Genomic DNA, 21,121 nt, shown 5'->3' on the forward strand with positions numbered 1-21,121 from the left:
CTTTCATCTTGCCATATAACCCACGGCGATGAAATCAAAAAACGCAGCGCGTTACGGCTTCACCGCAACATCGCTGCCCATCTGCACATCGGTTTCAAACCGCAGCGCAATATCCTGACAGGATTTGAACGGCCAATCCTGCGGACAGATCCGCGCCGTCAGCCGCCCCGTCACATGGCGCAGATAGCTGTTTTCGGGCAAAGGGCCGATGCTTTCGATCACCACCTCAGCTTGCTGCCCCTGCGAGGTCAGCTTTGGCCCGTCGATGTCCTTGCCGCGCAATACCTCAACCAGCGGTGCTTCTGCCGCCCCGGTGTGAAACGCCTTGCCGAAATCGCCCTGCACCCGCAGCCGTTTGCGCATGTCATCGGGTTTTCCCGGCGCATAGCCAATCAGATGAAACCGCACCGCCTTGCTGTCGTAATCGCTGTCAACCCAGGCCGAGGCATCAAACGCCCCGACCGAGAAATCGAAAAACTCCCAAGCCGCAGGCTTATCGCCCAGATTGCCCGAGGCTTCGCCCAGTTTCGGCGGATAGCCCGGCGGCAGATCAGCCTCGGTCATACCAACCTCTTGGGCGGCTGCGGCCCCCGCCCAGACCATCAATGCAAGGGCAGGGGCCAGACGCATCAGGCTTTGCCCTTGTAGATATCGACCAGCTTGCTCAGCATCGCCAAAGCATCCTCACGTTTGCGCTGGAAGCTGTTGCGCCCGATGATCGAGCCATTGCCGCCGCCATCGCGGATCGCGCGCGCATCATCATAAACCGCATCGGCCCCCTTGGCCGCCCCGCCCGAGAACACCACGATCCGCCGCCCCGCGAAAGACGCATCCATGCAATGCTTCACCCGTGCCGCTTGGGTCGCAATGTCGATCTGCTCTTTCTCATAGACCTTCTTGGCCTCTGGCAGCATCAGATGGTCGGTCGACAGCTTGATCTTGATGATATGCGCGCCCAGCAGTGCCGCGATCTGCGCCGCATAGGCCGCCACGTCAATCGCCGTTTCGCCATCCTTGGAAATCGCCTCACCGCGCGGATAAGACCAGATCACCGTCGCCACGCCCTTGGCCGCCGCCTCGCGGCGCATTTCGACGATTTCTTCATACATATCCAACTGCGCATCCGACCCCGGATAGATCGTAAATCCAATCGCCGCACAGCCCAGCCGCAACGCATCATCCACGCTCGCCGTCACCGCCTGATTCTTCCCCGCCGTGTCAGACATCAGGCTGTTGGCCGAGTTCACCTTCAGAATCGTCGGGATCTGCCCGGCAAAGGTATCGGCCCCCGCTTCCAGCATCCCCAAAGGCGAGGCAAAGGCGTTCAAGCCCGCATCGATCGCCAGTTGGTAGTGGTAATGCGGATCATAGCCCGCCGGATTGACCGCAAAATTGCGCGCAGGCCCATGTTCAAAGCCCTGATCCACTGGCAGAATGATCATCTTGCCGGTGCCGCCCAGCTTGCCCTCCATCAGCATCCGGCACAGATTGGCCTTCACGCCGGGGGTTTCGCCTTCGTAATTGGCAAGGATCTTCTGAACAGCCTTGGTCGCGCGCATCTTATGCTCCATCCGGGAAAGGTCAGTTTCGTGGTAGAAAGGTTCTGGCCTTGGCGCAATATTGGTTACGCTAACAACGCTTTACCAGCGTTTTTTCAGCAGTTGACCGGCGATAAAGCTGATCACCCGGCGCGGCAGCAGGCGCGGCGCAAAGGCCGCCACCTTGTTCAAGCCGCCCGCCACCTTGACGCGCCGCCGCTTGATCATCGCAGCCCAACCCGCCGCCGCTACGCTTTCGGCCGAGGCCAGCGGCAACCGCGTGATCAGCGTCTTTTTCTCGGCATCATCGCTGGCGAAAAACTGCGTCGCGGTCGGACCGGGGCAAAGTGCTGTCACCGTCACCGCCGTGCCGCGCAATTCCTCGGACACCGCTTCGGACAGGCTCAGCAGATAGGCCTTGGTTGCGTGATACACCGCCATATGCGGCCCCGGCATGAAGCCTGCGGTCGAGGCGACGTTCAGGATACCGCCCGAGTTATGCGCCTTCATATGTGCCGCCGCGCGTCGCATCAGAATCGTGGCGGCAATGATATTGACCGCGATGCTGTCGGCCTCACGCGGCCAGCCCGCCGGATCGCTGAAGGCCCCATTGCTGCCAAGCCCCGCATTATTGACCAGCACACCGATCTGCCGCCCGTCCGAGGCCGCATCCCACAACCGCTCCACCGCCACCGGGTCGGTCAGATCAGCGGGGATCACCTCGACCTGCACGTTATAGGCGCGCCGCAGGCTGTTGGCATGAACCTCCAGCTTATCAACCTGCCGCGCCGTCAGGATCACGTCAAAGCCATCCTTGGCGGCCAGCGTGGCAAACTCGCGCCCCAGCCCTTCCGAGGCCCCCGTTACCAAAGCCCAGATCGCCATAAACTCTCACCCTTTGTGCACGGCTGCCCAAACCCAACACAGGTTCAGGCAGCCAAATCTTAACAAAACCTTAAATCGGCAAGGTCAAGCCTTTGATAAACAAGGAATGTTTTTGGTCCCGAGTTGGGACCAGCTAACCCAGCGCCGCAACCCCCGGCAAAGTCTTGCCTTCCATCCACTCCAGAAACGCCCCGCCTGCGGTCGAGATGAAGGTAAAATCCTTCGCAGCGCCCGCCTGATTAAGCGCCGCCACCGTATCACCACCCCCCGCGACCGAGACGAGATTGCCCGCCTTGGTCAGGCTCGCCGCCGCCCGCGCCGCCGCATTGGTGGCAGCATTGAACGGCTCCAGTTCAAACGCGCCCAGCGGGCCGTTCCAGATCAGCGTGCGGCAGCCCTCGAACACCTTGGTCAGCTCAGCCACCGTCTTTGGCCCAGCATCCAGAATCATCGCATCGGCAGGGCAGGCGGCCACAGGCACCGTGTCATGGGCTGCATTGGCCTTGAATTCCCGCGCCACCACCACATCGACCGGCAGATGAATGGTGCAACCCGAAGCCTTGGCCTTGCCCAGAATCTCCAGCGCCGTCGCAGCCATGTCCCGCTCGGCCAAGGATTTGCCAACCTCAACACCCTGCGCGACAAGGAAGGTGTTGGCCATGCCGCCACCGATCACCAGATGATCCACCTTGCCGACCAGATTGCCCAGCAGTTCCAGCTTGGTCGAAACCTTCGCCCCGCCCACAACCGCCACCACAGGCCGCACCGGATTGCCCAACGCCGCTTCCAGCGCCTTCAACTCCGCCTCCATCAACCGCCCCGCCGCCGAGGGCAGCAAAGCCGCAATCCCAGCGGTCGAGGCATGCGCGCGGTGCGCCGCCGAAAACGCGTCATTCACGAACACATCGCCCAAAGCCGCCATCTCTGCCGCCAGCTTGGGATCGTTCTTTTCCTCGCCCGCGTGAAAGCGCGTATTCTCCAGCAGCACCACATCGCCTTGCGACGCCGCCGAGATCGCAGCCTTCGCCGCGTCGCCCACGCAATCCTCTGCGAACACCACCTTGCGCCCCAAGGCCGCCTCCAGCGCTGCCTTCACATGGGAAAGGCTCATCTCCGGCACCACCTTGCCCTTGGGCCGATCATAATGCGCCAGCAACACCACCTTCGCCCCGCGCGCGATCAAATCCTCGACCGTCGGCACGATCTTCTCAATCCGCGTGCCGTCCGTCACCACGCCGTTTTCCATCGGCACGTTGATATCCACACGGGTCAGCACGGTTTTGCCCGCAAGCCCCATATCGTCGATCGTCTTCCAGGCCATTGATGCCTCCATGAGTGTTTGCAACTGTTTCCGCCGATCTGACGCATTCGTCAACCTAAAGCCCTTCCCCTTCTGCGCTTGGATGGTTACTTTCCGGCCCAGATCAAAATAAGCCCGATCAAAAATAAGGATGTGCCCCATGGCCGAGATCAAAGACCCCGAAAACACCATCATCATCACCCTGAAGGATGGCGAGGTCGTGCTGGAAATGCTTCCCGAGATCGCCCCGAAACATGTCGAGCGGATGAAAACCCTGGCCCGCGCCAAGGCCTATGACAACGTCTGCTTCCACCGCGTGATTGACGGCTTCATGGCGCAGACCGGCGACGTGGCCAACGGCAACATGGAGCAGGATTTCAACCTGCGCCGCGCGGGCACGGGCGGGTCCGAGCATCCCGATCTTCCGGCAGAATTTTCGGGCATCCCGCATGACCGCGGCACCATTGGTGCGGCCCGTTCGTCGAACCCGAACTCGGCCAACAGCCAGTTCTTCATCAACTTCTCGGACAACCACTTCCTGAACCGGCAATACACGGTTTATGGCCGCGTGATCAAAGGCATGGAGCATGTTGACAAGATCACCCGTGGTGAGCCGCCGGCAAACCCCGACCGTATGATCACCGTGCGGGTGGCTGCTGATGTTGCGTAATATCCTTGCAGCATTGCTGCTGACCGCTGCCCCCGCTTTCGCCGAAGGCGACGGCCCCGGACCGAATCTTGTGATCGAAGTCGATGGTGCGGCGAAGGGCGAGATCGTGATTGATCTTGATACCAAAGACGCGCCGAAGCATGTGGCCCAGATCGTCGCACTGGCAAAGGCTGGCGCCTATGATGGCGTGGTGTTTCACCGCGTGATCGACGGTTTCATGGCGCAAACCGGCGACGTGCAATACGGCAAGAAATCCGGCGACACTTCGATGGCGGGCATGGGTGGCTCGGATATGCCGAACATTCCGGCCGAGTTTTCCGACGTGCCGTTCGCGCGGGGCATCGTCGGCATGGCGCGGGCACAAGACCCCGATTCTGCCAACAGCCAATTCTTCATCATGTTCGCGCCGGGTGATTTCCTGAACGGCCAATATACGGTCGTCGGCAAGGTGATCAAAGGCATGGATGTGGTGGATGCGATCCAGCGCGGCGAGCCGCCGTCAAACCCGGATGTGATGACGAAAGTCACCGTTCAGGAATAAGACCGCCCGTTCATGTTTTGATGAATGGATGTTCAGAAATACAAAAGGGGGCCAGAACGGCCCCCTTTTTTCTTGCTTGCGATCAGTCCAGCACCACCAAGGCGTGACGCTTCTTGCCCGCCGTCAGCTTCAGCGGCTCGGCCAGCATACCCGCACCAATCCGCAAACCGGCATCGGTGACAACCTCGTCGTTCATCCGCGCGCCACCATCCTGAATAAGCCGCTTGGCATCCTTGCCGGTCGCAGCCAACCCTGCACGGACGAAAAGCTGCACGATTCCAAGCCCTTCGGCCACTTCCGCCGGGGTGACGTTCAGGGTGGGCAGATCATCGCCCACGCCGCCTTTTTCAAACACCTCGCGCGCCGTTGCCTCTGCCGCAGCCGCAGCCTCGGCACCGTGCAGCAGGGTGGTGACTTCATTGGCAAGAATGATCTTGGCATCATTGATCGCCGAGCCCTGCAATGCGCCCAGACGTTCACATTCCTCCAGCGGCAATTCGGTATAAAGCTTCAAAAACTTGCCGACATCCGCATCGGTGGTGTTGCGCCAGAACTGCCAGAACTCATAAGGCGCATACATATCGGCGTTCAGCCAGACCGCCCCCGACTGCGACTTGCCCATCTTCTTGCCGTCGCTGGTGGTCAGCAGCGGTGAGGTCAGACCATACACCTCATGGTCAATCACCCGCCGCGTCAGATCGACGCCGTTGACGATATTGCCCCATTGATCCGATCCGCCCATCTGCACCAAGCAGCCATAGCGGCGGTTCAGTTCCAGAAAGTCATAGGCCTGCAGGATCATGTAGTTGAACTCAAGAAAGCTCAAACTCTGCTCGCGGTCCAACCGCGACTTCACGCTCTCAAACGACAGCATCCGGTTGACCGAGAAATGCTTGCCGATGTCGCGCAGAAAGCCGAGGTAGTTCAGATCGTCCAGCCATTCGGCATTGTTGACCATCACCGCGTCATTCGGCCCGTCGCCAAAGCTGACATAGGGCGAAAACGCCCGCTTGATGCCTGCAATGTTGTCATCAATCTGCGCGTTGGTCAGCAGCGGGCGCTCATCCGCGCGGAACGACGGATCGCCCACCTTGGTCGTCCCGCCGCCCATCAGCACAATCGGCTTGCCGCCGCATTTCTGCAACCAGCGCAGCATCATGATCTGGATCAGGCTGCCGACATGCAACGACTTCGCCGTCGCATCAAAGCCGATATATCCCGGCACCACACCCTTGGCCAAAGCTTCGTCAAGCGCCTGATAATCCGTGCAATCGGCCAGATAGCCGCGGGTCATCATCACGCGCATGAAATCAGATTTTGGATGGTAGGTCATGGCACACTCATGCTTTAAGGTTCGGGTGGTATAACGGGCGTGGGGGCCAAGGGGAAGATGGCGAAACAGCGTGCGCTTTGGGTTTTGGGCACAATGTCGGGCACATCGCTGGATGGCGTCGATGCCGCCATGCTGCGCACCGATGGCCATGACATTCTGGAATTTGGCCCCGACGCCTATCGCCCCTATAGCCCCGGGGAACAATCCACCATCCGCCGCGCCTTTGGCCAATGGCCGGGGGACCCGCAGGTGGCTGCTGCCGCCGAAGTGGTGGAAACCGCCCATGCCGAAATTCTTGCGCGGTTTTCGGGTGCCGAGATGATCGGCTTTCACGGCCAGACGCTTGCCCACGACCCCGCCCATGGCCGCACGCATCAGGCGGGCAACGGGGCATTGCTGGCGCAAGCGCTGGATCTGCCGGTGGTGTGGGATTTCCGCTCAACCGATGTGCAGATGGGCGGGCAGGGCGCGCCACTCGCGCCGTTCTTCCACTTTGCTTGCGCGAAATGGATCAAGGCGACCGAACCGCTCGCCATCCTGAACCTCGGCGGCGTCGGCAATATCACCTGGATCGACCCCAGCCAGCCCAGCCCCGAGGCTCCGGGTGCGCTGCTGGCGTTTGACACCGGCCCCGCCAATGCCCCTATCAACGATCTGATGCAAGTGCGGCTTGGTCTGACCCAAGATGCGGGCGGCGCTTTGGCAGCCTCGGGCCGCGTCGATGAAAAGCTGGTGCAGGCGTTCCTGACCCAAGCCTATTTCCACAAGATCCCGCCGAAATCGCTCGACCGCAACGATTTCCAGCCGTTCTTCAAGAAAACCCACCGGCTCTCCAATGCCGATGCCGCAGCGACCCTGACCGCCATCGCCGCAGCCGCAGTCGCCAAAGCCGCCGAGCATTTTCCGCAGCCCATCACCCGCCTTCTGGTCGCGGGCGGCGGGCGGCACAATGCAGCGATGATGGCGCAGCTATCGCAACGCATGAACTGCATCGTGGAACCCATTGAAACAGCAGGGTTAAACGGGGATATGCTCGAGGCTCAGGCCTTCGCCTATCTTGCCGCCCGCGTCGCCTTTGGCCTGCCAACCTCTTGCCCCAGCACCACCGGCGTTGCCGCAGCGGTGGGCGGTGGGCAAATCAGCCGCCCATAGTTTGTGGTAAATGGCATTTTAAGCACAAGCGCATCCCAGCTGGGAAAGCCGCAAAAGCCTGTCTACTTCCCCGCAGCCCGCGCCTGCCGCACCATCGACACGGTGTAAATCACCAGGGCTGCCCAGATCATCGGAAACGCAATCATCTTGCCGCGCCCGAATGGCTCACCAAACAGGAACACTGCGGTGAGGAAGATCATCGTGGGGGCGATGTATTGCATGATGCCAATGGTCGATAGCCGCAACAGCTTCGCGCCATTGGCATAGACCATCAGCGGCACCGCCGTCACCAAACCGCAAGACAGCAGCAGCACGGTATCCGACGTGACCCCGGCAAAGAAATGGCTGTGCCCCGTCACTTGTGCCCAGATCACGTAGGCGAGCGCGAAGGGCAGCAGTATCAACACCTCAAGGAAAAACCCTTGGTTCGGCCCAATCGGCAGCGATTTCTTCAAGTAAGCGTAAATCCCCCAAGTCACCGTCAGCCCCAGCGCCACCACGGGCAGACGCCCTGCCTCAACCGTCAGCACCAGCACGGCCAAAGCCGCCAGCGCAATCGCCCATTTCTGCGCGCGGCTTAACCGCTCGCCCAGCAGCATCGCGCCCAAAAACACCGAAAACAGCGGGTTGATGTAATAGCCCAACGCCGCATCCAGCGCATGACCCGCGCCAATCGACCAGACGTAAATCCCCCAATTGACCGAGATCAGCGCCGCCGTGGCAAACCCCATCATCAACATCCGTGGCGTGCGCAGCGCCAGCCACAGATCCGCCGTCCGCCCCGTCGCCCACAGCACCGCCCCCGCAATCGGCAGCGACCAGATCACCCGATGCGCGATCACCTCGGCGGGCGAGATATGTCCGACCGCCTTCATGAAGATCGGCAAGAACCCCCACAGCAGATAAGCAGTCAGCGCAAAACCAAATCCACGCAGCGAGTCTTCATTCTTGGGGGGCATGTTTTCCATGGCTCTAGCTACCGCCACACCAGGCCCCGCGCCACGGCTAACTTGTAACCGTTACATTCTCCGCGCGAGATAACCCTTGGTGAAGGCCGCATAGCCATCGGCCGTCACCCGCAATTCATCCTTCATCAGTCGATGAAGCGCGGGCAGTTGATGAAACGGCACCGCCGGATAGACGTGATGCTCAACATGATACGGCATGTTCCACGCAAGAAACCGCATCAGCGCGGTGGTAAAGGTGGTGCGGGTGTTTTCGAACATATTCACCACCTGCGGGCAATCGCTATGCTCGGCCAGCAGATACAGCCGTAGCGCCGGCTGGCCCAGCAAAACCGGCAACAGCCAGACCCAGAACAGCAGCGGGTTGACCAGCAAACTGGCCAGAACCAGCACATAGCCCGCAAGCATCCAGCGTGCCTCGGCCACAATGCGGGGCAGGGCGCTGGCGGGCAAATATTCCCCCTCGGCCCGCCCGCGCGCCAGATCAACGATCAACCGCGCCTCGGCAATCCAATACGGCAGGCCAGAGACATGCCATGCCCAAGCCCCGATACCACGCGGCTTTTCCGAGGCAAGCTCCGGATCTTTGCCGGGCAGGTTGGTCCAGCGGTGATGCGCGAGGTGAAAGTAGCGAAACCACTGAAACGGCAGCAGCAGGGCAAAGCCGCAGAAATACCCAACGACCTCATTCAGCCGTTCGGAAGCAAACGGGGTCTTATGCGTCGCCTCATGTTCCAGCGTGAACAGAAACACGATCAGCACGCCCTGAACCGGCAGCAGCACCCACCACCCCGGCACCGCAGCCGCAATCAACGCCCCCACGCCAAGGATAGCGCCCAGATGGCCCGCCAGATGCCAAAGCCCCGCCGCATCGGATCGCGCGATCAATCGCGCGCGCAGGTTGGGGTCAAGGTTTGAAACAAAGCTTTTGTGATCCATGGCCTCAGCTTGCCGTAGCACAAAGCGTGCCGCAAGCCCCGGTAAACCTGCCCCTTTCGCCGCTGCGCCAGAAATGACACCCTGCGAGAAAGGAGATCATCCATGCCGCAATCTGTCCTGATCATCGGCGCAGGCATCATCGGTGCCAGCCTTGCCTTTCACCTGAGCCGCCAAGGCGCGCGCGTCACCGTGCTCGAGGCGACAGCCCCGGCCAGCGCGGCGTCGGGCCGCAGCTTTGGCTGGATCAACGCCAGCTTTTACGAAAACCCGGCGCATCACCATCTGCGGGTTGAAGCGATCTCCGCCCACCACCGCCTTGCCACCCTGCTGCCCGAAGCTGCCCCCAACTGGCAAGGCACGCTGTGGTTTGAAGAGCAAGGCGCGGGCTTTGACCGGAAAGCGGCTGAATTGGCGGCACTTGGCTACCCCGCCACGCCGATCACCCGCGCCGAAATCGCCCGGTTAGAGCCGCATCTGGCAAACCCTCCGGCGCAAGCCCTGCATATCGCCAGCGAAGGTGCCGTTGATCCGGCAGCGCTGACCCGTGTTTTACTGGCAGCCTCGGGCGCAAAGGTGCTGACTGGGATTGCCGCGAAAAGCCTGATCGACTCTGGCGGGCAGATCACCGGCGCGCGCGCCCCGATCGGCCCGTTCACCGCCGATCATACCATCCTTGCGGCGGGTGTGGCTTCGCCTGCGCTCTTGGCAGCTTTGGGCCTTGATCTGCCGATGCTGACCCGCCCCGGCATCATGGTCTACACCAAACCTGTGGCATGGCGCATCAACCATATCCTTGTGACGCCGGATCAGGAAATCCGCCAGGATGCCAGCGGCGCGATCCTTGCCCCCGGTATCGTCAACCATCAGGCGGATGCTTCTGAAACCATCACCGACCCCGCCGCGATGGCCGAGGCCACGCTGCACCGCCTGCGTGCCCGCTTCAACGCGCCCGATCTGGTGTTGGATCGTTTCGCGCTTGGCTTCCGCCCGGTGCCCGCCGATGGTCTGCCGCTGATCGGAGCCGTGCAGCCGGGGCTAAGCTTGGCCGTGATGCATTCTGGCGTGACGCTCTCGGCCTTGGCGGGCGAGGCTTTGGCCGCAGAAATCGCAGGGCAGGGCGATCATCCTCTGCTCGCCGATTTCCGCCCCGCGCGCCTGTTGCGCGCCCTTTAACACCCTTCCCAAGCCGCCCCGGACTTGATCCGGGGCCTCGCCTCACACCACGAGGCCCCGGATCAGGTCCAGGGCGGCTTCGGATTGCGTGCCACACAGTATGAAAAAACCACGCAAAGCCTGCGCTCTGCGTGGTTCAGGATCGCTTGCGGAAACCTTATCCGCGCAGGATTGAACGGCCAGCGAATTCCGCCGTCTCGCCCAGCATCTCCTCAATACGGATCAGTTGGTTATACTTGGCCATCCGGTCCGAGCGCGACAGCGAGCCGGTCTTGATCTGGCCGCAGTTGGTGGCCACTGCCAGATCGGCGATGGTGTTGTCTTCGGTCTCGCCCGAGCGGTGCGACATCACGTTGGTATAGCGCGCGCGATGCGCCATATCGACGGCTTGCAGCGTTTCGGTCAGGGTGCCGATCTGGTTGACCTTCACCAGCATCGAGTTCGCCACGCCTTGCTTGATCCCTTCGGCCAGACGGCGCGGGTTGGTCACGAACAGATCGTCGCCGACCAGTTGGATCTTGCCGCCCAGTTTGTCGGTCAGCAGTTTCCAACCCGCCCAGTCATCTTCCGAACAACCGTCTTCGATCGAGATGATCGGGTAATCCGCAGCCAGACCGGCCAGGAAATCGACGTTTTCCTCGATGGACAAAGATTTGCCCTCGCCCTTCATCTCATACCGACCGCCTTTGAAGTATTCGGTCGCGGCACAATCGAGGGCTAGGAACATATCCTCGCCGGGACGATAGCCCGCCTTTTCAATCGACTTCAGAATGAAATCCAGCGCATCGCGGGCCGAGTTCAGGCCGGGCGCAAAGCCGCCCTCATCTCCGACATTTGTATTGTGGCCCGCCGCCGACAGCTCTTTCTTCAGGGTGTGGAACACTTCCGAGCCCATCCGAATGGCCTCTTTCACGTTCGATGCCCCGACCGGCATGATCATGAATTCCTGGATATCAATCGGGTTATCGGCATGTTCGCCGCCGTTGATGATGTTCATCATCGGCACCGGAAGCATCCGCGCCGAGGTGCCGCCGACATAGCGGAACAATGGCTGGCCGGTGAACTCTGCCGCAGCCTTGGCCACAGCCAAAGACACGCCGAGGATCGCATTTGCCCCCAGACGCGATTTGTTCGGGGTGCCGTCCAACTCGATCATGGTGCGGTCGATGCCGACTTGTTCGGTCGCATCAAAGCCGACGATTTCTTCGGCCAACTCGCCGTTAACGGCGGCCACAGCCTCAAGCACGCCCTTGCCCATGTAGCGCGATTTGTCGCCATCGCGGCGCTCGTTCGCCTCATGTGCGCCGGTCGAGGCACCCGAGGGCACCGCGGCGCGGCCCATCGCGCCGCTTTCCAGCAGCACATCAACTTCAACGGTGGGATTGCCGCGGCTGTCGAGAATCTCGCGGGCGTGGATATCAATGATCGTGCTCATGTCTGGCCTCCAAATGGGCGGAAATGGTGCTCTCTTGGGCGTCTTAGCCCAAGGGTGCGTTCAAGGAAAGCGCGTGTTTGCGGCGGCGTTCGCGCGCGAATGAATACAGCCCCGAAGCCACGATAAGTCCCGATCCGCACAAAGTGATGACATCGGGCCATTCGGCAAACACAAAGGCCCCGATCAACACGGCAAACACCAGCCGCACATAGCGGAACGGAGCCACAACCGAAACTTCGCCTGTGCGGGTCGCGCCAATAATCGCCCAATAGCCCGCGGTGCCGAACACCAACGCGCCGATCAGCGCATAGCTTTCCCACAGGTTCGGCACCGCCACCTCGCCAGAGCCTGCCATCATCAGCGCGCCCAACAAGGCCACGGCCATCAGCCCCCAAGTGGAAATCTGCGCGGTCGAGCAATCCGCCGGGATACGGCGCGCCATCAGATCGCGCAGGGTCAGGCCAAGCACAGTGATCAGCACCCACAAGGCTTCGGGGCGAAAGCCGTCAAGCCCGGGACGGATCACCAGAATGACCCCGGCAAACCCCACCGCAATCGCTGACCAACGCCGCCAGCCAACCTTTTCCTGCATGAACAGCGCCGCCGCCATCGTCACTGACAAAGGCAGCGCCTGCAGTACCGCCGATACGGTTGAAAGCGGCACGGTTGCCAGCGCGGTGATATAGGCAAAGGTGCCCACCATCTCACCCAGACCGCGTGCCAGAACAGCCGGATGCAGTGCTGCGCGGTTCAGCACCGGGCGGCCTTCGCGCCACGCCATCGCGGCAAAGATCACTACGCCGAACACGCCTGAGATGAACACCACTTCGCCCACGGGCAGGCTGGCGGCTGCCCATTTCAGGAACATGTCCTCCAGCCCGAACATGGCCATCGACACCACCATCAACAGGATGCCGCGCAGGTTATCCGAGGCCAAGTTCTATCCCTTCTTTATCGGCACGCCGAGCAGTTCCAGCCGATGCCCGATCAACCGATAGCCAAGTCGTGCCGCAATACGCTCTTGCAGGGCTTCAATCTCTGGGTCCACGAATTCAATCACTTGCCCGGTGTTCACATCAATCAGATGGTCGTGGTGATCGCGTTCGGCATCTTCATAGCGCGCGCGGCCATCGCCGAACTCCAGCCGTTCAAGCAGGCCGGCCTCCTCGAAGATCTTCACGGTGCGGTAGACAGTGGCCAGCGAGATCCGCGGGTCCACTTGCGCCGCGCGGGCATAAAGCTCTTCGACATCGGGGTGATCATCGGCTGCGGTGATCACGCGCGCCACCACACGGCGCTGGTCGGTCATCCGAAGGCCCTTGGCGACGCCGCGCGAAATCAGATCCGACATGGCAAGGCCTCCTCCATTCCCCCGGTGATAGCGCGCGTTTACGGCAAACCACGCGGTGCTGCCAGCGCTTTTGCTGGCCTTGACTTCACCATGCCGCCCCGAAAGGGTGGCGCGAACGCGGGGGCATGATGCGCAAAGAACGATTGGATGGGGTGGGGCTGGCGGCGCTGATCGCGGTGACATTTTTGTTGGCGGTCAATCAGATCGTGGTGAAAGAGGTCAACCACGGCTTGCAGCCTGTGTTCTTCGCAGGTTTGCGCTCGGCCTTGGCAGTTGTGTTTGTGTTTGGCTGGCTGAAGTTTCGCGGATTGTGGGGCAGGGTGCGCTGGTCCGATCTCGGCCCCGGTCTGGCCATCGGCAGCGTCTTTGCAGCCGAGTTCTTGTGCCTGTTCATGGCGCTTGATCTGACGGCGGTGGGGCGGGCTTCGGTGATTTTCTATTCGATGCCGCTGTGGCTGGCGGTGGCGGCGCATTTCTGGCTGCCGAATGAGCGGATTACGCCGAAGCGGGGAATCGGGCTGAGCTTGGCCTTTATCGGCACGGCTTGGGCGATTCTGTCGAAAAGTCCGTCGGGTCATGCCAGTATCTTGGGCGATATGCTGGCGCTGGTCGGCGCATGGGGCTGGGCGGGCACCGCATTTCTGGCGCGCAAAACCCGCCTGCGTGAGGCGGGGCCAGAGGCGCAACTGTTTTGGATGGTGTTGATTTCAGGCCCAATTTTGCTGGCCGCCAGCCCGTTTTTTGGCCCGCTGATCCGCGATATTCAACCTGTGCATTGGGTCTGGCTGGTGTTTCAGGCCGGGGTGATCGTGGCCGGGGTGTTCATCACCTGGCTGTGGTTGCTGTCGATCTATCCCACCTCGACCGTAGCCAGCTTTTCGTTCCTGACACCGCTGTTTGCCATCATTTTGGGCTATCTGATTTTTGGTGAAGCGTTGTCTTTTGGCCTCATGATGGCGGCGGGATTCGTCGCGGCGGGAATCGTTCTGATCAATCGCCGATAGCGCGCCGGTTTATCCACAGCTTGTGGAGGAATCGGCCCGCTCTCACGGCGCCTGAGCCGAAGCTGCCAAATATGCCGTGATGCTTAGGTTTTTGCAGCAGTTGCGACGACACTTTAACGGGCGCCAAGCACGACCAGAGAATTTTTACTCACAGGGCCGTGATGGCACGGCTAGATATGGCGATAACGTCAAGCACAAAATCTGGGGGGTAAGTGTAAAAAATCCGTTGATACCCCCCGAGCTTTACGACAATTTGACGACGCGCCAATCAAGGCCACAAGATGTAGTGTGCCAGTTTAATATTCTGAAGACAGTCGACAGGCCTTGGGAAGCCTGTTTGCGCCCGCCCTCGGGGGCATGTGGCGCGCTGTCAAAGGGATCGGGCGAAGACAGCAATAGCACGCGGCAGATCACAAACCGCGCAAAAACATGGGACGGGCAGATGAAGATCGAGCGTAAGTTTACCACCGAAGCAACCGGTGCCTATGGTGCCATGGCGTTTTCGACCACGGTGTCGGAGATTCGCAATCCCGACGGCACCGTTGTGTTCCGCAATGACGCGGTGGAAGTGCCACAGGGCTGGAGCCAGGTTGCCTCTGACGTGCTGGCGCAGAAATACTTCCGCAAGGCGGGGATTCCGGCGGTCCTGAAACGTGTGCGCGAAAAAGACGTGCCGAAGTTCCTGTGGCGCTCGATCCCGGATGAAGATGCTTTGGCGGCACTGCCTGCAGATCAGCGCATTGTTGGCGAAACCTCGGCCAAGCAAGTGTTCGACCGTCTGGCAGGTGCATGGACCTACTGGGGCTGGAAGGGTGGCTATTTCAGCACCGAGGCCGATGCGAAAGCCTACTATGACGAGATGCGGTTCATGCTGGCGCGGCAGATGGCTGCGCCGAACTCGCCGCAATGGTTCAACACCGGCCTGCATTGGGCCTATGGCATCGACGGCCCGTCGCAAGGGCACTATTACGTCGATCATGCAACTGGCGTGTTGACCAAATCCACCAGCGCCTATGAGCACCCGCAGCCGCATGCCTGCTTCATCCAATCGGTGAAAGATGATCTGGTTGGTGACGGCGGCATCATGGATCTGTGGGTGCGCGAGGCGCGGCTGTTCAAATACGGCTCTGGCACTGGCACCAACTTCTCCAGCTTGCGCGGGGAGGGTGAAAAGCTGTCGGGCGGCGGAAAATCCTCGGGCCTGATGGGGTTCCTGAAGATCGGCGACCGTGCGGCTGGCGCGATCAAATCAGGCGGCACCACGCGCCGCGCGGCCAAGATGGTGATCTGCGATATGGATCACCCCGATGTCGAAGCTTTCGTGAACTGGAAGGTGATCGAAGAGCAAAAGGTTGCCTCGCTGGTGGCAGGTTCCAAGGCGCACGAGCTGAAACTGAACGAGATTTTCACTGCGATCCGGCAATGGGATGGCTCGGCAGAAGATTCGGTTGATCCGGCGAAAAACCCTGCGCTGAAAGCCGCGATCCGTTCGGCCAAAAAGGCGATGATCCCCGACACCTACACCAACCGCATCCTGCAATATGCGCGTCAGGGTTTCACCAGCATAGAATTCCCCACCTATGACGTGGATTGGGATTCCGAAGCCTACATCACCGTCTCGGGGCAAAACTCGAACAACTCGGTGCGTGTCACCGATGCTTTCCTGACCGCGGTGAAGAATGATGCCGATTGGGCGCTGATCCGCCGCACCGATGGCAAGACCGCCAAGACCTTGAAAGCCCGCGATTTGTGGGATCAGGTTGGCCATGCCGCTTGGGCCTGTGCTGATCCTGGCATCCAGTTCCACGATACTGTCAACGCTTGGCACACCTGCCCGGAAGATGGCGCGATCCGGGGCTCTAACCCCTGTTCGGAGTATATGTTCCTCGACGATACCGCTTGCAACTTGGCGTCGATGAACCTGCTGACCTTCTTCAAGGACGGCCAGTTTGACAGCAATGCCTATATTCATGCCACCCGTCTGTGGACGGTGACGCTGGAAATCTCGGTGATGATGGCGCAATTCCCCAGCCAGGAAATCGCGCAACTGTCCTATGACTTCCGCACGCTTGGTCTGGGTTATGCCAACATCGGCGGTCTGCTGATGAACATGGGCTTGGGCTATGACTCGGTCGAAGGCCGGGCGTTCTGCGGTGCGCTGACGGCGCTGATGACCGGCGTGTCTTATGCCACCTCGGCCGAGATGGCGTCAGAGCTTGGTGCATTCTCGGGCTATGCCCGCAACGCCCAGCACATGCTGCGCGTCATCCGCAACCATCGTGCGGCAGCCTATGGCAAGACCGACGGCTACGAGGGCCTGAACGTCAACCCGGTTGCGCTGGACGCGGCCAATTGCCCTGACCAAACCCTTGTCACCCTTGCAAAATCGGCTTGGGACGAGGCGCTGACCTTGGGTCAAGCCCATGGTTTCCGCAACGCGCAAACCACGGTGATCGCACCCACAGGCACCATTGGCCTGGTGATGGATTGCGACACCACCGGCATCGAGCCGGATTTCGCGCTGGTGAAGTTCAAGAAGCTGGCCGGTGGTGGTTATTTCAAGATCATCAACCAATCGGTTCCGGCGGCGTTGGAGAAGCTAGGCTATTCCACCTCGCAAGCCGCTGAAATCGTGGCCTATGCGGTCGGACACGGCTCGATCGGTAACTGCCCCGGTATCAACACCACGGCGCTTGTCGGCCACGGCTTTGGCGCCCGCGAGCTGGAGAAAATCGAGGCAGTACTGCCTTCGGCTTTTGACATCCGCTTTGTGTTCAACCAATGGACCTTGGGCGAGGATTTCTGCAAAGGCACGCTTGGCATTCCCGCCGACAAGCTGGCCGACCCCGGCTTTGACTTGCTGCGCCACCTTGGCTTTACCAAGGCACAGATCGACGCCGCAAATGACCATGTTTGCGGCACGATGACGCTGGAAGGCGCGCCGTTCCTGAAGCCTGCGCACTACAGCGTGTTCGATTGCGCCAACCCCTGCGGCAAAACTGGCAAACGCTATCTGTCGGTGGACAGCCACATTCACATGATGGCCGCCGCGCAGTCGTTCATTTCAGGCGCGATTTCCAAGACCATCAACATGCCGAACTCGGCCACAATTGCCGAGACCTTGGCCGCCTATGAACTGAGCCATTCGCTTGGCATCAAGGCCAACGCACTTTATCGCGACGGCTCAAAACTGTCGCAACCCTTGGCTTCGGCCTTGGTCGAGGATGATGAAGAGGCCGAAGAAATCCTCGCATCCGGCTCGGCACAGGAAAAGGCCGCTGTGCTGGCCGAAAAGATCGTCGAGAAGATCATCTACAAGGAAGTCATCCGCACCAACCGCGAAAAGCTGCCGGAACGTCGCAAAGGCTACACCCAGAAAGCCATCGTCGGTGGCCACAAGGTCTATCTGCGCACCGGCGAATACAGCGACGGCACCTTGGGCGAGATCTTCATCGACATGCACAAGGAAGGCGCGGGCTTCCGCGCGATGATGAACAATTTCGCCATCGCAGTCTCGGTTGGCCTGCAATATGGCGTGCCGCTGGAGGAATTCGTCGAAGCCTTTACCTTCACCAAGTTTGAACCGGCCGGAATGGTGCAGGGCAATGACAGCGTGAAAAACGCCACTTCGATCCTTGACTATATTTTCCGCGAACTGGCGATTTCCTATCTGGACCGCACCGATCTGGCGCATGTCAAACCCACCGGCGCATCGTTTGATGATCTGGGGCGTGGCGAAGAAGAAGGAAAACGCAACATCTCGGAAATCTCCGAGCAAGCGGCCTCGCGCAGCCTTGAGGTGCTGAAGCAGATCAGCTCGACCGGCTATCTGCGCAAGCGTCTACCGTCAGAACTGGTGGTGCTGCAAGGTGGGATGGGTGCCACTGCGCTGACGGGCACCGATCCAGTTTCGGCACTGAACATGCTGATCCCCGAGACGGCCCGCGCGATGGGCGCTTCCGTGGCCGGGGCTACCGCCTTGGTCTCTGGCACGGTGACGATGGACGCCCGCGTCAAAGCCAAGATGCAGGGCTACGAGGGCGATCCCTGCGGCGAATGCGGCAACTACACGCTGGTGCGCAACGGCACCTGCATGAAGTGCAACACTTGTGGCGGAACGAGTGGCTGTAGCTGAGAGAGGGGGGGTATATGAAGAAGGCTGCGTTTCTTACGACGTCTCGGGCTGCTCAGATATAGCGTGAAATGGTTAGTTGTCGGCGCGAGTATTTCGCAGACGACGAATTCTTCAAAATGCCCGATGTTTGGGAAGAACTTTGTGACGGGGAGCGATGGACCATCAAACGCTACCCGGCCAACCAGATTGAAGCATATAAGCGAAAGGCTGGTGTAATTGCCTTTGGTGAAAAGGTGACGCTCACGGTAGACAACGGTTTGTTAGAAAAAGCCAGCGAAGGCTGTAAGTTCTCCAACTTCATTCTGGCTCATGAGTTAGGTCATGTAGCTCTTGACCATCACGCACGAAATCTAGTGACGAAAAATTTTCAGCTTTTCAGTGGGCCGAATGGTATGATGGCAAACATTCCCCCAACCTTGGAAGAACTGGAGGCGAACTATGCCGCAGTCTTCTTTCAATGCGGGATTTTGCTTGAAGATATACTCTGGTCGGCTAGTCGGCTCGCAGAGCGTGCCTGTTCTGATTTGCTGTATGTGACGAAGGCGCAAGCCATTGTCCGGCTAGAGGTTTTTCAAAGAGCGTTGCACAAGCCGAGTGCCAGCCGTGGACGGGTTGTGCTGTAGATGATTGATAGATGTATCTTGCAGATGGTGACGCGCTCCCCTGAAATGTCCACACTTTGAGGATAGTCTGTTCTTCAATGAACGAGACGGAAATGAAGCGCAGTCGGTTCTAGGCTGTGATGCCAACTGACTTGGAGGATGCCCGTTCACGGGCCTTTTCTTTAATCGCGGAAGACACGAAGACGGAGGCGGGCTGCATTGGGACACCAACGCTCGATGCCCGAAAGGTGCGGTTTAAGGGGCGGCAGATGGCGGCCTATCGCTTCGTCTTCTGAATCCTGAATGGGGTCTCGGCGGGTTATGATGATGTGGCCCGCCATCGCTGCAAAAATCGCCGTTGCATAAATCCTGACCATCTGGGGCCTGGGTCGCGGGGGGATAACCTTCACGATGAGCGGGAGTTCGCGGTGAATGGGGTGGATTTCAGTCTGCTATGACAGCCGTTCCACTGGCCCCCGCCGACACCAAACCTCGCCGCCCGTTCTACCCGGACTGGGGCAGCGCTTGGGGCGGTTCCGCAAACTACTGCCCCATGGTCGGCTTGAAACGTAGAGGTGGGCGTGGCGGCGGAACTGCCGATAAGCCTTTGGCCGCAAAGCAGAACCGGCAATGTCACAGCAATCGCCTGCAATCTGGGATATCTCATCTGAGAGAGTTGGCTGGGGCGGGAGGGATCGAACCTCCGTATGTCGGTACCAAAAACCGATGCCTTACCGCTTGGCGACGCCCCAACTGCGGCGGTGTTTAGCGAAGGCGTTCGGGGGGTGCAAGGGGGATTTCGCGAAAATCTTCATGTGGTTGTCAGACTTGTGTTTGGCGGCGTAAGAGGGGGCATGGAACAAGTTGATGTCATCGTTTTAGGCGCCGGTGCGGCGGGGATGTTTGCGGCAATCGAGGCCGGGCGGCGCGGGCGGCGGGTATTCGTCGTCGATCACGCCAAGGCGGCTGGCGAGAAGATTCGCATCTCGGGCGGGGGGCGCTGCAATTTCACCAATCTGGGAATCGCGCTGGATCGCTTTATCTCGCGCAATCCACGGTTCGCCCTGTCGGCTTTGAAGCGGTTCACGCAATGGGATTTCATTGCGCGGATGGATGCGGCTGGGATCGGCTGGCACGAAAAGACCTTGGGACAGTTGTTTTGTGATGGCTCGGCCAAACAGGTGGTGGATCTGCTGCTGGGCGATATAGCGCGGGCTGGCGTGGGGCTGTGGTTGGGCTGCACGGTTGGCGCGATAACGCGCGATGGCCAGGGTTTCGTGGTTGAGACTGCTCGGGGTGCGGTGCGGGCCGAGTCGGTGATCGTGGCGACGGGCGGCAAGTCTATCCCGAAGATGGGGGCCAGCGGGTTTGGCTATCAGGTGGCTGAACAGTTCGGGCTGGCCGTGGTCGAGACACGGCCAGGGCTGGTGCCGCTGACCTTCGCCGCGCAGGAGTTGGACTGGATGGTGCCGCTGGCCGGGGTGGCGGTGCAGGGGCGGGTATCGGTGGGTAAAACCGGGTTTGATGAGGCGGTGTTGTTCACCCATCGCGGGCTGTCGGGGCCTGCGGTGCTGCAGGCGTCGAGTTACTGGCGTGAGGGGGAGGAGATCGCGGTCAATCTGGCGCCGGGGCGGGATGTCGCGGCGGAACTTTCTGAGGCGAAGCGGGGGCAGGGGAAGCTGGCGCTACGGACGGTGCTGGGGCGCAGTCTGCCGGAGAAGCTGGCGCGGCATATTGAGACCAGCTTGGGCATCACCGCGCCGATGGCGGAACTGGGGCGCGGCGACCTAGAGCGGGTGGCGCAAGCACTGCGGGATTGGCGGCTGCGGCCGGTGGGGTCGGAGGGATACAGGACCGCCGAGGTGACGCTGGGGGGCGTTGATACCGATGGGTTGGATGGGCGGACGATGATGGCGCGGGGGGTGCCGGGGTTGTTCTTTGTCGGCGAGGTGGTGGATGTGACGGGCTGGCTTGGGGGATACAATTTCCAATGGGCGTGGTCGTCGGGATGGGCAGCAGGGCAGGTTGCCTGACACGGTCCCAACTCGGGACCTTTTAATGTAGTTTATTATCAATATCTTAGAGTGGCGGATTTAAC

Annotated in this window: 18 protein-coding genes and 1 tRNA gene; 8 read left to right on the plus strand and 11 right to left on the minus strand. The window is 60.5% G+C overall.

Annotated features, from left to right (window positions below):
• Positions 1-51 precede the first annotated feature (51 nt).
• The 4 genes from ACFOGH_RS03765 to ACFOGH_RS03780 form a co-directional block, all read right to left on the minus strand.
• On the minus strand, positions 52-630 hold the full coding sequence (locus ACFOGH_RS03765) for a hypothetical protein (protein ID WP_380071732.1): 579 nt from the start codon (positions 628-630) through the stop codon (positions 52-54).
• Entirely contained in the window at positions 630-1,559 is a 930-nt protein-coding gene (locus ACFOGH_RS03770; RefSeq protein WP_380071733.1) for a class I fructose-bisphosphate aldolase, read from the minus strand. Before ACFOGH_RS03770 ends, ACFOGH_RS03765 begins: the two co-directional genes overlap by 1 nt.
• Positions 1,560-1,640: 81 nt before the next feature.
• Positions 1,641-2,423: an SDR family NAD(P)-dependent oxidoreductase gene (locus ACFOGH_RS03775; protein WP_380071734.1), complete on the minus strand. Its 783-nt coding sequence runs from the start codon at positions 2,421-2,423 to the stop codon at positions 1,641-1,643.
• 133 nt (positions 2,424-2,556) lie between these two features.
• Positions 2,557-3,744, minus strand: coding sequence for a phosphoglycerate kinase (locus ACFOGH_RS03780; protein WP_380071735.1), 1,188 nt, complete (start codon positions 3,742-3,744; stop codon positions 2,557-2,559).
• 139 nt (positions 3,745-3,883) lie between these two features.
• On the opposite strand from ACFOGH_RS03780, the gene ACFOGH_RS03785 reads away from it, so the two are divergent.
• Both ACFOGH_RS03785 and ACFOGH_RS03790 read left to right on the plus strand, forming a co-directional pair.
• Positions 3,884-4,393 carry a peptidylprolyl isomerase gene (locus ACFOGH_RS03785; protein ID WP_380071736.1) on the plus strand — a complete coding sequence of 170 codons (510 nt, stop codon included), beginning with the start codon at positions 3,884-3,886 and terminating at the stop codon, positions 4,391-4,393.
• Complete coding sequence (locus ACFOGH_RS03790) at positions 4,383-4,934, plus strand: peptidylprolyl isomerase (protein WP_380071737.1); 552 nt, start codon at positions 4,383-4,385, stop codon at positions 4,932-4,934. The genes ACFOGH_RS03785 and ACFOGH_RS03790 overlap by 11 nt, the downstream gene beginning before the upstream one ends.
• Positions 4,935-5,016: 82 nt before the next feature.
• On the opposite strand, the gene tyrS is transcribed toward ACFOGH_RS03790, so the two are convergent.
• A complete protein-coding gene (tyrS, locus tag ACFOGH_RS03795; protein ID WP_380071738.1) occupies positions 5,017-6,267 on the minus strand; it encodes a tyrosine--tRNA ligase in 1,251 nt (416 codons plus the stop codon).
• A gap of 57 nt (positions 6,268-6,324) precedes the next feature.
• Here tyrS and ACFOGH_RS03800 point away from each other — a divergent pair, with 57 nt between their 5' ends.
• Positions 6,325-7,419 carry an anhydro-N-acetylmuramic acid kinase gene (locus ACFOGH_RS03800; RefSeq protein WP_380071739.1) on the plus strand — a complete coding sequence of 365 codons (1,095 nt, stop codon included), beginning with the start codon at positions 6,325-6,327 and terminating at the stop codon, positions 7,417-7,419.
• A gap of 62 nt (positions 7,420-7,481) precedes the next feature.
• Here ACFOGH_RS03800 and rarD read toward each other — a convergent pair whose 3' ends face one another.
• Together rarD and ACFOGH_RS03810 are read right to left on the minus strand one after the other, a co-directional pair.
• A complete protein-coding gene (rarD, locus tag ACFOGH_RS03805) occupies positions 7,482-8,378 on the minus strand; it encodes an EamA family transporter RarD (RefSeq protein ID WP_380071740.1) in 897 nt (298 codons plus the stop codon).
• A gap of 60 nt (positions 8,379-8,438) precedes the next feature.
• Positions 8,439-9,323: a fatty acid desaturase gene (locus tag ACFOGH_RS03810; protein WP_380071741.1), complete on the minus strand. Its 885-nt coding sequence runs from the start codon at positions 9,321-9,323 to the stop codon at positions 8,439-8,441.
• A 102-nt stretch (positions 9,324-9,425) separates the two neighbouring features.
• Here ACFOGH_RS03810 and ACFOGH_RS03815 point away from each other — a divergent pair, with 102 nt between their 5' ends.
• The gene (locus tag ACFOGH_RS03815) at positions 9,426-10,496 is read left to right on the plus strand and encodes an NAD(P)/FAD-dependent oxidoreductase (RefSeq protein ID WP_380071742.1); all 1,071 of its coding nucleotides are present in this window, start codon (positions 9,426-9,428) and stop codon (positions 10,494-10,496) included.
• Positions 10,497-10,653: 157 nt separating this feature from the next.
• Here ACFOGH_RS03815 and eno read toward each other — a convergent pair whose 3' ends face one another.
• From eno to ACFOGH_RS03830, 3 genes are read right to left on the minus strand one after another with little or no spacing between them, the layout of a single operon-like run.
• A complete protein-coding gene (gene eno, locus ACFOGH_RS03820; RefSeq protein ID WP_380071743.1) occupies positions 10,654-11,931 on the minus strand; it encodes a phosphopyruvate hydratase in 1,278 nt (425 codons plus the stop codon).
• 43 nt (positions 11,932-11,974) lie between these two features.
• Complete coding sequence (locus tag ACFOGH_RS03825) at positions 11,975-12,868, minus strand: DMT family transporter (protein WP_380071744.1); 894 nt, start codon at positions 12,866-12,868, stop codon at positions 11,975-11,977.
• A gap of 3 nt (positions 12,869-12,871) precedes the next feature.
• Entirely contained in the window at positions 12,872-13,282 is a 411-nt protein-coding gene (locus tag ACFOGH_RS03830; protein WP_380071745.1) for a Fur family transcriptional regulator, read from the minus strand.
• Positions 13,283-13,410: 128 nt separating this feature from the next.
• Between ACFOGH_RS03830 and ACFOGH_RS03835 the strand changes: the two genes are divergently transcribed.
• The 3 genes from ACFOGH_RS03835 (at position 13,411) to ACFOGH_RS03845 (ending at position 19,044) form a co-directional block, all read left to right on the plus strand.
• Positions 13,411-14,286: a DMT family transporter gene (locus ACFOGH_RS03835; RefSeq protein ID WP_380071746.1), complete on the plus strand. Its 876-nt coding sequence runs from the start codon at positions 13,411-13,413 to the stop codon at positions 14,284-14,286.
• A 442-nt stretch (positions 14,287-14,728) separates the two neighbouring features.
• Positions 14,729-18,421, plus strand: a complete 3,693-nt coding sequence (locus ACFOGH_RS03840; RefSeq protein WP_380071747.1) for a vitamin B12-dependent ribonucleotide reductase — start codon at positions 14,729-14,731, stop codon at positions 18,419-18,421.
• A 116-nt stretch (positions 18,422-18,537) separates the two neighbouring features.
• Complete coding sequence (locus ACFOGH_RS03845; RefSeq protein WP_380071748.1) at positions 18,538-19,044, plus strand: ImmA/IrrE family metallo-endopeptidase; 507 nt, start codon at positions 18,538-18,540, stop codon at positions 19,042-19,044.
• Positions 19,045-19,700: 656 nt separating this feature from the next.
• Here ACFOGH_RS03845 and ACFOGH_RS03850 read toward each other — a convergent pair.
• A tRNA-Gln gene (locus tag ACFOGH_RS03850) sits at positions 19,701-19,775 on the minus strand.
• A gap of 102 nt (positions 19,776-19,877) precedes the next feature.
• Between ACFOGH_RS03850 and ACFOGH_RS03855 the strand changes: the two genes are divergently transcribed.
• Positions 19,878-21,056 carry a BaiN/RdsA family NAD(P)/FAD-dependent oxidoreductase gene (locus ACFOGH_RS03855; protein ID WP_380071749.1) on the plus strand — a complete coding sequence of 393 codons (1,179 nt, stop codon included), beginning with the start codon at positions 19,878-19,880 and terminating at the stop codon, positions 21,054-21,056.
• Positions 21,057-21,121 lie beyond the last annotated feature (65 nt).

It is taken from the genome of Cypionkella sinensis (assembly GCF_042646385.1).
Taxonomy (GTDB): Bacteria; Pseudomonadota; Alphaproteobacteria; order Rhodobacterales; family Rhodobacteraceae; genus Cypionkella; species Cypionkella sinensis.

Bases quoted from the DNA above. Each gene is read 5' to 3' on its own strand.
- ACFOGH_RS03775 (WP_380071734.1), bottom strand. From the start codon at position 2,423: ATGGCGATCTGGGCTTTGGTAACGGGGGCCTCGGAAGGGCTGGGGCGC.
- ACFOGH_RS03830 (WP_380071745.1), bottom strand. From the start codon at position 13,282: ATGTCGGATCTGATTTCGCGCGGCGTCGCCAAGGGCCTTCGGATGACC.
- ACFOGH_RS03770 (WP_380071733.1), bottom strand. From the start codon at position 1,559: ATGCGCGCGACCAAGGCTGTTCAGAAGATCCTTGCCAATTACGAAGGC.
- ACFOGH_RS03790 (WP_380071737.1), top strand. From the start codon at position 4,383: ATGTTGCGTAATATCCTTGCAGCATTGCTGCTGACCGCTGCCCCCGCT.
- rarD (WP_380071740.1), bottom strand. From the start codon at position 8,378: ATGCCCCCCAAGAATGAAGACTCGCTGCGTGGATTTGGTTTTGCGCTG.
- tyrS (WP_380071738.1), bottom strand. From the start codon at position 6,267: ATGACCTACCATCCAAAATCTGATTTCATGCGCGTGATGATGACCCGC.
- ACFOGH_RS03840 (WP_380071747.1), top strand. From the start codon at position 14,729: ATGAAGATCGAGCGTAAGTTTACCACCGAAGCAACCGGTGCCTATGGT.
- ACFOGH_RS03780 (WP_380071735.1), bottom strand. From the start codon at position 3,744: ATGGCCTGGAAGACGATCGACGATATGGGGCTTGCGGGCAAAACCGTG.
- ACFOGH_RS03785 (WP_380071736.1), top strand. From the start codon at position 3,884: ATGGCCGAGATCAAAGACCCCGAAAACACCATCATCATCACCCTGAAG.
- ACFOGH_RS03855 (WP_380071749.1), top strand. From the start codon at position 19,878: ATGGAACAAGTTGATGTCATCGTTTTAGGCGCCGGTGCGGCGGGGATG.
- ACFOGH_RS03810 (WP_380071741.1), bottom strand. From the start codon at position 9,323: ATGGATCACAAAAGCTTTGTTTCAAACCTTGACCCCAACCTGCGCGCG.
- ACFOGH_RS03765 (WP_380071732.1), bottom strand. From the start codon at position 630: ATGCGTCTGGCCCCTGCCCTTGCATTGATGGTCTGGGCGGGGGCCGCA.
- ACFOGH_RS03845 (WP_380071748.1), top strand. From the start codon at position 18,538: ATGCCCGATGTTTGGGAAGAACTTTGTGACGGGGAGCGATGGACCATC.
- ACFOGH_RS03800 (WP_380071739.1), top strand. From the start codon at position 6,325: ATGGCGAAACAGCGTGCGCTTTGGGTTTTGGGCACAATGTCGGGCACA.
- ACFOGH_RS03815 (WP_380071742.1), top strand. From the start codon at position 9,426: ATGCCGCAATCTGTCCTGATCATCGGCGCAGGCATCATCGGTGCCAGC.
- ACFOGH_RS03835 (WP_380071746.1), top strand. From the start codon at position 13,411: ATGCGCAAAGAACGATTGGATGGGGTGGGGCTGGCGGCGCTGATCGCG.
- eno (WP_380071743.1), bottom strand. From the start codon at position 11,931: ATGAGCACGATCATTGATATCCACGCCCGCGAGATTCTCGACAGCCGC.